General features: G+C 43.6%; 8 protein-coding genes. 7 read left to right on the forward strand and 1 reads right to left on the reverse strand.

The window, feature by feature from the left end; genetic code table 11:
• Positions 1-18 precede the first annotated feature (18 nt).
• Positions 19-1,002 carry a catabolite repressor/activator gene (cra, locus tag ACJAZP_RS16285; RefSeq protein ID WP_415231803.1) on the forward strand — a complete coding sequence of 328 codons (984 nt, stop codon included), beginning with the start codon at positions 19-21 and terminating at the stop codon, positions 1,000-1,002.
• A gap of 65 nt (positions 1,003-1,067) precedes the next feature.
• Here the strand turns inward: cra and ACJAZP_RS16290 are convergent, their stop codons facing one another.
• Positions 1,068-2,957, reverse strand: coding sequence for a sigma-54-dependent Fis family transcriptional regulator (locus ACJAZP_RS16290; protein WP_415231804.1), 1,890 nt, complete (start codon positions 2,955-2,957; stop codon positions 1,068-1,070).
• 592 nt (positions 2,958-3,549) lie between these two features.
• Here ACJAZP_RS16290 and ACJAZP_RS16295 point away from each other — a divergent pair.
• From ACJAZP_RS16295 to ACJAZP_RS16320, 6 genes are all read left to right on the forward strand, one after another.
• Positions 3,550-4,650, forward strand: coding sequence for an ABC transporter ATP-binding protein (locus tag ACJAZP_RS16295; protein WP_415231805.1), 1,101 nt, complete (start codon positions 3,550-3,552; stop codon positions 4,648-4,650).
• Positions 4,643-5,746, forward strand: coding sequence for an ABC transporter ATP-binding protein (locus ACJAZP_RS16300; RefSeq protein WP_415231806.1), 1,104 nt, complete (start codon positions 4,643-4,645; stop codon positions 5,744-5,746). Before ACJAZP_RS16295 ends, ACJAZP_RS16300 begins: the two co-directional genes overlap by 8 nt.
• Positions 5,739-6,599 carry a carbohydrate ABC transporter permease gene (locus ACJAZP_RS16305; protein WP_415231807.1) on the forward strand — a complete coding sequence of 287 codons (861 nt, stop codon included), beginning with the start codon at positions 5,739-5,741 and terminating at the stop codon, positions 6,597-6,599. The genes ACJAZP_RS16300 and ACJAZP_RS16305 overlap by 8 nt, the downstream gene beginning before the upstream one ends.
• 20 nt (positions 6,600-6,619) lie before the next feature.
• On the forward strand, positions 6,620-7,420 hold the full coding sequence (locus ACJAZP_RS16310; protein WP_415231808.1) for a carbohydrate ABC transporter permease: 801 nt from the start codon (positions 6,620-6,622) through the stop codon (positions 7,418-7,420).
• Between the two features lie 9 nt (positions 7,421-7,429).
• Positions 7,430-7,702, forward strand: coding sequence for a DUF2160 domain-containing protein (locus tag ACJAZP_RS16315; RefSeq protein ID WP_415231809.1), 273 nt, complete (start codon positions 7,430-7,432; stop codon positions 7,700-7,702).
• A gap of 102 nt (positions 7,703-7,804) precedes the next feature.
• Positions 7,805-9,529: an ABC transporter substrate-binding protein gene (locus ACJAZP_RS16320; RefSeq protein ID WP_415231810.1), complete on the forward strand. Its 1,725-nt coding sequence runs from the start codon at positions 7,805-7,807 to the stop codon at positions 9,527-9,529.
• Positions 9,530-9,991: the final 462 nt, after the last annotated feature.

Below are 9,991 nucleotides of genomic sequence, written 5' to 3' on the forward strand. Positions count from 1 at the left end.
TTTCATATAGGATTTTTGATGAAATTAGAAGAAATAGCGCGGTTAGCAGGCGTCTCTCGCACCACTGCCAGTTACGTTATTAACGGTAAAGCCGAAAAATATCGGATCAGTGAAAAAACGCGTTTGAAAGTGATGGCCGTGGTGGATAAATATAACTATCAACCTAACTATGCGGCGAGTTCTTTACGGGCGGGTAATAGCCGCACTTTTGGTTTAATTATCCCTGATCTTGAAAATACCAGTTATGCTAAAATCGCCAAACTGTTAGAACGCGATGCCAGAAAATCCGGTTTTCAATTAATCATCTGTTGCTCGGATGATTCAATTAAGACCGAAATGAACGTTGCTGAAAATCTTATTAGGCGCGGTATTGATGTATTAATCGTCGCCACTGCATTACCAGGCGATAATGAATTTTATCGTAAGATACAGGCTAAAGGCGTGCCGGTGGTGGCGATAGACAGGTGTTTGAATGATGAATTTTTCAGCAGCGTTATCAGTGAAGATCTCGAAGGCGCTTATCAGTTATGCGAAGCTTTATTAGAAAAAAATGTTAACAGTATTGGTTTAATTGGTGCAGCAGAGCTGTTGGGTGTTTCCAGGGAGCGAGAGTTAGGTTTTAAAGCGGCACTGGCGCAACATAGCAGCTCGCTTAAGGTTCAATACGCCTATGGTGAAAATTTTAGTATTGAACAAGGACAACTTTTAGCGCAGCAATGGATAGATCAGGGCTGTTTCCCCGATGCTATTTTAATTACCTCTTATACCTTATTTGTAGGGGTACTGGATTGTTTATTAGCGCATCCAGAATTACAGAAAAAAACTGCACTGGCGACTTTTGGTGATAACCGCCTGTTAGATTTTTTACCTATCAAGGTACAGTCTCTACCGCAGCAACTAGAAGTCATTGCAGAAAAGACACTGCAGCTGGCCTTACTCGCTGCACAGGGGATTTGTAATCCCAGTGTGGACGTTGTTTCACGGCAATTGGTAAAACGATAGTGGTGCAGAATAAATAAGGAGGCTGTACAAATTAAGTTAGGGTGGAATAAGAAATTGATTTTACTCTATTTAAAACCACTTTCACGGAGACGTTTATAGACAGTATTTCTGCTCACGGATAACTGCACTGCGGTTTTTGAGATATTACAATTAAGAGACTGATATAAAGCCACTATGTTGTCTGCGTTTGAATCCGTATTGCTCGCCTGTGGTTTATTTTCCTGCTTGGCCATTAAAGGCTCAGCATTGTTTGCACTTACTTCCATATCAGCGAAAAAGTCATCGGGAAGATGCTCAAAGTCAATCGCTTGATTATCTGACATTGCCTGCGCAATTTGAATCACACTGACTAATTGGCGAATGTTACCCGGCCAGGGGTGCTGGAAAAAGCTCTTCATGGCTCGCTCCGTGATCTCGGCATGCTGTTTATTTTCTGCGTAATATTTCAGGAGAAACTGGATCAGTTGCTGGCGGTCATTGCGATTGCGCAGCGCGGGTAGTTCTATATTCAAACCGCTTACTCGGTAATATAAATCCTGGCGGAAGGTGCCTGCGGCGACCGCCTCTTTAAGATTGCAGTTGGTGGCGGAAACAAGTTTAAAATCGACCGGATAGGACTCAGTGCTGCCCAAAGGATTAACCCTGCGCTCCTGCAATACTCGTAATAAACGCGCCTGAACGTTGAGCGGCATATCGCCAATCTCATCTAAAAATAAGGTCCCTTTATCAGCTTTGCGGATGAGTCCGATATAACCTTTATTGCTGGATCCGGTAAATGCGCCTTTCTCATAACCAAAAAGTTCCGATTCAACTAACTCCTGTGGAATAGCCGCACAGTTTACCGTAATCAAATTCTGCTTGCGACGCAGGCTTGAATAATGCATCGCTTTGACAAATACCTCTTTGCCTACTCCGGTTTCTCCGCGGATCAGAATAGGAATATCTTTGTCAATAATTCGCTTACTTTGGGCGACTGCTTTCTCCATAACGGGATCACCAAAGTGAAGCTCATCCAATAGAAACTTGTGTTGCTCAGATACATGTCTGGCGGGCTCATTAGATTTTATCTCGGTTCTAAAATCCAATGCTCGGGGTTTCGCCTGAACTGGCTTATGCAATATCCCATGGACTCTGAATTGTTGCGTGGTCAGCAAGGGGACCTGAAAACCTTCAGGTTGGTTGACTAACTGACTGACATTAAGATTAAACAGCTCAGATATATTGACCAGTTTTAAATCACTGCCGAGTATCAATTCTGCACGGTTATTCGCTGAAATAACTAAACCATCTTCATCAAATACGATTAATGCTGACCACTGACTATCGATATTTTCGATGCTGGTATTAAAGCGCAGTAAAAAATACTCGCCCTTAAAGTGGGAGGTAATAAGCTGATTCTCTATCGCTTGCGACATAATTTTTACCAGCCCTAAGGTATGTGATTCAGGCAGGTAAGTATCAGTTGATATATCGATAACCCCGAGCATCTCTCTGTCTATACCAAAAAGAGGGGCCGCAGAGCCAGTCATGAAACGGTTGGAAATCAAAAAATGTTCATCCTGCTGAATCTGCACTATGCTGCCGGTTTTCAGCGCCGTGCCGATGGCATTTGTTCCTAATGTGGATTCCTGCCAACCGCTACCGGGAGTAAATATCTCTTCATGATGTTGCTTAAAGCGCTGATCGCCCCAACTTTTAAGCACGAAACCCTGATGATCCGCGAGCATTACCTGACTCTTGCTGTTAATTAGTAAATTTTCATAATAGGGCAGTACTTCATTGTGAGTTGTTTCCAGAAGTCGCTGATGCTCATCAAGCAATGAAGACAGCGAACCGCCAGCCAAATGTTCAATACTCGGCTTTGAATGGTGACTCAGTCCGGACTCTCGGCATCGCTGCCAGGACTGCGTGATCATCGCTTCATGCGTTGTATGATTTGCTGGTTTTTTGGGCACTGTATTGCTTCCCTATTCTTCATTGTCCTTAAAGCATTGTAAGCTTCACGTCTTAATATTCGGAAAGGGGCATATTGTGGTTATAAATGCGCAACAGTACGTTAACATTGATCACGAAATTGATACAAATACCGCTGCCGAATGTTTAATCGGCATATTTGTCTAGTAGATCTCATTGCCACAAATATTTTCTGTTTCCTGTAATAAAAATAGCACACCAGAGAATAACCGTGCGACAGAAAAACGATCAAAGATAATCTCCTCTTAGTTACATGAGCCTCGATACAAATTGATTTTTATTGTTTATCAGTTGAATGTTGAATTTTTAGTCTGTGCAGTTTGTTCAACTATTGTGCCTGAACAGAGGTGAACATATTTATTCACAATTTGTTCACATTATTAACAAAAATGCTCAAATCAAACGTTATTTTTTATTTAAAAAAACTAAAATATATTATTAATTATAATTATCAGTTGGTTAGATGCCTTATGAAACTTGGCATGAATTTGGCTTTGTAATACGGGAATAGGCGAAATTGCACAAAACATGATTTTTGCCTTGCTGTTAATCACAAAAGGAGATTATCGCCGTATGTCCCTGACCCTGGAAAATGTGACCCAGATAGTAGATGGCCAGTACTATATTAATAATGCCAACCTGACTTTTGAACCAGGTTCTTTTAATGTACTGCTTGGCCGCACCTTATCGGGAAAAACGAGCTTGATGCGTTTAATGGCCGGATTGGATAAACCAACTTCAGGTCGAGTACTGATGAATGGACTCGATGTGAGTGGTGTACCGGTGAGGAAACGTAATGTATCAATGGTTTACCAGCAATTTATCAACTACCCGAGCATGACTGTGTTTGACAATATCGCCTCTCCGCTGCGTTTAGCTAAGGAGTCGCCCGCCGTCATTAAACAGAAAGTTATAGAGATTTCAGATATGTTGCGCATTACCCCGTATCTTTCCCGTTTACCTCTGGAATTGTCGGGAGGACAGCAGCAACGTACCGCGATGGCTCGCGCATTGGTGAAAGATGCCGACATTATTCTATTTGACGAACCTCTGGTTAACTTGGATTACAAACTGCGCGAAGAGCTGCGTCAGGAGATGCGCGATTTATTTGCTCTGCGCAATACTATTGCGGTGTACGCAACCACCGAACCTAACGAAGCACTGGCATTGGGAGGCTCGACCACTATATTGCATGAAGGGCAGATTATTCAGAGCGGCCCAACGGCAGAAACCTACCATACCCCCTGTAATGTGATTGCTGCGACCCTGTTTAATGAACCGCCGATCAACATGATTCCCGGACGTATCACTAAAACCGAAGTGACCTTTGATAACACGGTTCATTTTCCGCTAACCAGCGAGCTGATTTCTCTTGACGAAGGCGATTATCAATTTGGAATACGCCCTAGCCACTTGAGCTTATTACCTAAAAATGACGATGATCTGGAAATTTCAGTTCAAGTGGAGGTCGCTGAAATCAGTGGTTCCGAAACCTTTTTGCATGTGCGTAATCCGCATTTTCAAATGGTCCTGCATTTATCAGGTGTGCATAACTATCATGTGGATGAAAAAATTAAAATTTATGTGCCCACTCATAAACTCAATGTATTTCACCTGGATGGCCACTTAATCCAGGCATCTAGCCGCAGAGTTGAGGATAATTATCATGGCTGAAATTCACTTAAAATCTTTAGCACACAGTTACGATAAACACGCAGAAAAACCGGAATACGCGATCAGACATATGGACCATGTTTGGGAAGATGGTGGTGCCTTTGCTCTATTGGGGCCGTCCGGGTGTGGTAAATCGACCCTGCTTAATATCATTTCCGGTTTATTGGAGCCTTCCGATGGTGATGTCTTATTTGACGGCGTGAGAGTCAATGATATTCCACCACAGGATCGTAATATTGCTCAGGTTTTCCAGTTCCCGGTAGTCTATGACACGATGTCGGTGTTCGATAATTTGGCTTTTCCGCTGCGTAATATGGGCGCGGGTGATGCCAAGATTCAATCCAAGGTGGGTGAGATCGCAGCAATACTTGAGCTGACCGAAGTGCTCAATAAAAAAGCTGCAAACCTCACCGCCGATGAAAAACAGAAAGTGTCCATGGGGCGTGGTTTGGTGCGTGATGATGTATCGGCCATTTTGTTTGATGAGCCGCTGACGGTTATCGACCCGCAGTTAAAGTGGAAACTGCGCCGTAAGCTTAAACAGATTCACGAGAAGTTTAATACCACTATGGTCTATGTCACCCACGATCAGCTTGAAGCGTCTACTTTTGCAGACAAAATAGCCCTGATGTATGAGGGGCAGGTAGTGCAGTTCGGCACACCGCGCGAACTGTTCGAGCGACCTAATCATACTTTTGTGGGTTATTTTATTGGTAGCCCGGGAATGAACTTTCTGAAAGTTACACGCTGTGAGCAGGGGGTATGTTTGGGTGACAAAATATTTCCACTCAATGAAGTTGAGAAACAGGCCCTGCGGACGAGCGATTCAAATAACTTGAAGGTCGGTATTCGCCCGGAATTTGTACATCTGTGGGATAAACCCAATGGCAGTGCTCACCGCGCCGAAGTCGGGTTTATTGAAGATTTGGGTACCTACAAAATTGTCAGCCTAAAACTGGGTGAGCATGCGCTTAAAGCACGCCTGCAGGAGGATCAGAAAGTCCCGCAGGGGCACGCTTATATCAGTTTTCCGGAGCAGTGGTTAATGCTTTATATCGACGAATTTCTTGTCGCCAAGGATGAAAGTTATGAATAAAACACATTCCAACAAAGCATGGTTCTTAGTTCTGCCGGTATTTGTGCTGGTGGCGTTCAGTGCCATTGTGCCTTTAATGACGGTTGTAAACTATTCACTTCAAGATATTTTCGGGAGTACCCGTTTCTATGTTGGTGTCGAATGGTACCGCGAAATACTCAATGATTCGCGTCTGCAGGACTCATTAGTCCGGCAGTTTCTGTTCTCCGGCGCCGTCCTGCTGATTGAAATTCCATTAGGGATAGGTGTTGCGCTGATGATGCCCAAAGCAGGCAAATGGTCGGTAGTGAGTTTGCTGGTATTATCTCTGCCGCTCTTAGTACCGCTCAATGTGGTGGGGACCATTTGGCAGATCTTCGGTCGTGCCGATATCGGACTGTTTGGCTGGGGCCTTAATGCGTTAGGTGTGGATTATAACTATGCCGCAAATCCAATAGATGCCTGGTTTACGGTACTTCTTATGGATGTCTGGCACTGGACATCGTTAGTGGCGTTATTGTCTTTCTCGGGTTTGCGCGCTATTCCCGATGCTTATTATCAGGCCGCAAGCATTGACCGCGCCTCAAACTGGGCGGTATTTAGATACATTCAACTACCTAAACTTAAAAGTGTTCTGTTGATTGGAGTGCTGCTGCGTTTTATGGACAGTTTTATGATTTATACCGAGCCTTTTGTATTAACCGGAGGCGGACCGGGTAATTCAACAACTTTCTTAAGCCAGGCATTAACTAAGATGGCGGTCGGGCAATTTGATATTGGACCTGCCGGCGCATTCTCGATTATCTATTTCTTGATCATTCTATTAGTCAGCTGGTTGTTTTATACCGCCATGACCCATGGCGATAGTAAATAATTAACGCAAAGGATGTACTTATGAATAAGAAGAAAACACTAGGACTTACCTTGTACGTCATATTCTTGCTCTTGCCTATCTACTGGCTATTAGTAATGTCGTTCAAGAGCAATCAGGAGATCTTAGGCAGCCTGAGTTTTTGGCCTAATAATTTCACCTTTGACAACTATATGACTATTTTTACCGATGCCAGTTGGTATACGGGTTATCTAAACTCTATCTATTATGTCTCACTGAATATGGCAATTACGTTAACGGTGGCATTACCTGCGGCCTACGCATTTTCACGCTTTAATTTTATGGGTGACAAGCATCTTTTTTTCTGGTTACTGACCAACAGAATGTCACCCCCTGCGGTATTTTTGCTGCCGTTTTTCCAGCTCTATTCTTCGGTGGGATTATTCGACACCCACATTGGTGTTGCCCTTGCACACTGCTTGTTTAATGTGCCCTTGGCAGTATGGATTCTGGAAGGATTTATGTCCGGTGTACCACGGGAGATTGACGAAACCGCTTATATTGACGGTTACACTTTCCCTAAGTTTTTTGTGAAGATATTTATCCCCCTGATTCGCTCCGGGATCGGTGTGACCGCATTCTTCATCTTTATGTTCAGTTGGGTGGAATTATTGTTAGCAAGAACATTGACTTCGGTTGACGCCAAACCTATTGCGGCGGTAATGACACGTACGGTCAGCGCATCGGGTATTGACTGGGGAGTGTTGGCAGCGGCGGGAGTACTGACTATTTTACCTGGCGTACTGGTTATTTGGTTTGTTAGGAATCACGTGGCGAAGGGCTTTGCTCTTGGTCGTGTTTAGGAGAGATATATGGAATGGATGGCTTGGACTACACCTTCGGCGTTGTTTTTTACGGGTATCGGCTGCATTTTATTTACCATGGTTTGCTGGGAAATATTAAGTCCTTGTGTGGCAAGAAAAGGCTTCTTCCCGATTATAACCACCCGCGGAGATAGGTTGTTTATCAGCTTATTGAGCGCAGCATTTATTCATTTGGGCTTCATCGGATTCTCAGAAATGTCAATTTGGGTGCCCTTCGTTGTAGCCGTGATTTGGCTATTTATTGTAATGAAATGGGGGTGAACCGACAACAGATACCGAGAGCCTTAGTTAAGGATGTGTGCTGGCACTATTGGGTGCCTACAGTAAAAACTATGCACTTTTAATAATAAAAGGAAAAACAGAATGTTAGATAACAAAAAATCAGTATTTAAACTTGGCCGTTTGAGTGTTGCGATGTTAATTGCAGGATGTAGTAGTTTGGCGGTAGCAGATCAGTATAGTGATGCTGCCAAGAACTGGATTGGCAGTGAATTTAAGCCATCAACGCTAACTGAAAAACAGCAAATGGACGAAATGAGTTGGTTTACTGAAGCGGCAAAACCTTATCGTGGTATGGAGATAAATGTTGCTTCTGAGACTCTTACAACCCACGAATATGAGTCTAAAACCTTAGCTAAAGCCTTTTTCGAGATTACTGGCATTAAGATAAACCATGATTTGATTCAAGAGGGTGACGTGATTGAAAAATTACAAACTCAAATGCAATCAGGGATCAATATTTATGATGCTTATGTTAATGACTCGGACTTAATCGGGACACATTTCCGTTATGGTAAAGTTGTGCCAATCAGTGACTTTATTGCCGGTGAAGGTAAAGCTGTTACCTCTCCAACCTTAGATTTAGAAGATTTTATCGGGTTGAGCTTTACTACCGGGCCGGATGGAAAAATCTATCAATTGCCGGATCAGCAATTTGCGAATTTGTATTGGTTCCGTGCGGATTGGTTTGAACGTGAGGACCTTAAAAAGAGATTTAAAGATGCATACGGTTATGAGTTAGGGGTGCCGTTAAACTGGTCTGCCTATGAAGATATTGCCGAATTTTTCTCGGTAAAAGTGAAAGAAATTGACGGTAAGCGTATCTATGGCCACATGGATTACGGTAAAAAAGATCCTTCTTTAGGTTGGCGTTTTACGGACTCGTGGTTATCCATGGCAGGGACTGGCGACAAAGGTCTTCCTAACGGTTTGCCGGTTGATGAGTGGGGGATTCGTGTAGAAGGGTGTAATCCGGTCGGCTCAAGTGTCACTCGTGGCGGTGCAACTAATGCTCCCGCTGCCGTGTATGCGACGGCTAAATACGTAGAATGGCTGAAGAAGTATGCTCCACCTGAAGCTGCCGGCATGACCTTTGGTGAATCAGGACCGGTACCTGCTCAGGGAGCGATTGCACAGCAAATATTCTGGTATACCGCCTTTACTGCAGATATGACTAAACCGGGTTTACCCGTGGTAAATGAAGACGGCACGCCAAAATGGCGAATGGCGCCATCACCACGTGGACCATACTGGGAAGAGGGAATGAAACTCGGTTATCAGGATACTGGCGCGTGGACTTTCTTGAAATCAACACCGGTTGACCGTCGTCAGGCTGCGTGGTTATATGCGCAATTTGTAGTGTCTAAATCAATCTCTTTGAAAAAGACCATGGTTGGCCTAACACCTATTCGTGAATCAGATATTAATTCACAAGCAATGACTGACATGGCGCCTAAGTTAGGTGGTTTAGTTGAATTTTACCGCAGTCAAGCACGTCTGCAGTGGACCCCAACGGGAACTAATGTGCCAGATTATCCTAAGCTTGCACAATTATGGTGGCAGTATGTTGCTGAAGCCGCGAGTGGTGAAAAAACAGCACAACAAGCAATGGATGGCCTGGCTGAAGCGCAGGATAAAGTGATGAGCCGTTTAGAGCGCAGTAACGCTCAGGGTGAATGTGGTCCGAAGCTTAATCCTGAGAAAGATGCATCATATTGGTTGAATCAACCTGGTTCGCCGAAAGCGAAGTTAGCGAATGAAAAACCGCAGGGCAAAACGATCGCTTACAAAGATCTGATCGGCGGTTAATTAGCCCAGATGTGCGCATAACTAAACCGGCCTTTTGTGCCGGTTTTTTCATTTTTGCAGCGAGTTCAAGATTTTTTTAAGTGAAGAAAATTGGCCTAGAGCGGTAATATTTAGCGAGATGATTTTCTGATGCCTGTATTTGGATGTGATCTGCTTTTTTAAGTGACAAGTGACAAGTGACAAGTGACAAGTGACATGGAAATGGGGGATATAACTTTTGTTGTATTAGAAAATAAAACCAGCCATTGTGCTGAAAAAGGCTGGTTTATGGGATAAATATTATCTGCTTAATAGACGCTTATTTACCAAGTTCATTGGCGGTTAATATTGCTGATAATACCGATTCAGTAGTGACCTCAAATGGCATATTGTAAATAGTTTCACCTTCCGCGCAGGATGCAGCAGCCACTTCACGTAATTTATCTATGTTGAGCTTTTTGACACCCATCATATGCAGATTCG

The organism is Psychromonas sp. (assembly GCF_047632955.1).
Lineage (GTDB): Bacteria > Pseudomonadota > Gammaproteobacteria > Enterobacterales > Psychromonadaceae > Psychromonas.

Coding starts and splice junctions, on each gene's coding strand:
- cra (WP_415231803.1), top strand. CDS start 19: ATGAAATTAGAAGAAATAGCGCGGTTAGCAGGCGTCTCTCGCACCACT.
- ACJAZP_RS16295 (WP_415231805.1), top strand. CDS start 3,550: ATGTCCCTGACCCTGGAAAATGTGACCCAGATAGTAGATGGCCAGTAC.
- ACJAZP_RS16300 (WP_415231806.1), top strand. CDS start 4,643: ATGGCTGAAATTCACTTAAAATCTTTAGCACACAGTTACGATAAACAC.
- ACJAZP_RS16305 (WP_415231807.1), top strand. CDS start 5,739: ATGAATAAAACACATTCCAACAAAGCATGGTTCTTAGTTCTGCCGGTA.
- ACJAZP_RS16310 (WP_415231808.1), top strand. CDS start 6,620: ATGAATAAGAAGAAAACACTAGGACTTACCTTGTACGTCATATTCTTG.
- ACJAZP_RS16315 (WP_415231809.1), top strand. CDS start 7,430: ATGGAATGGATGGCTTGGACTACACCTTCGGCGTTGTTTTTTACGGGT.
- ACJAZP_RS16320 (WP_415231810.1), top strand. CDS start 7,805: ATGTTAGATAACAAAAAATCAGTATTTAAACTTGGCCGTTTGAGTGTT.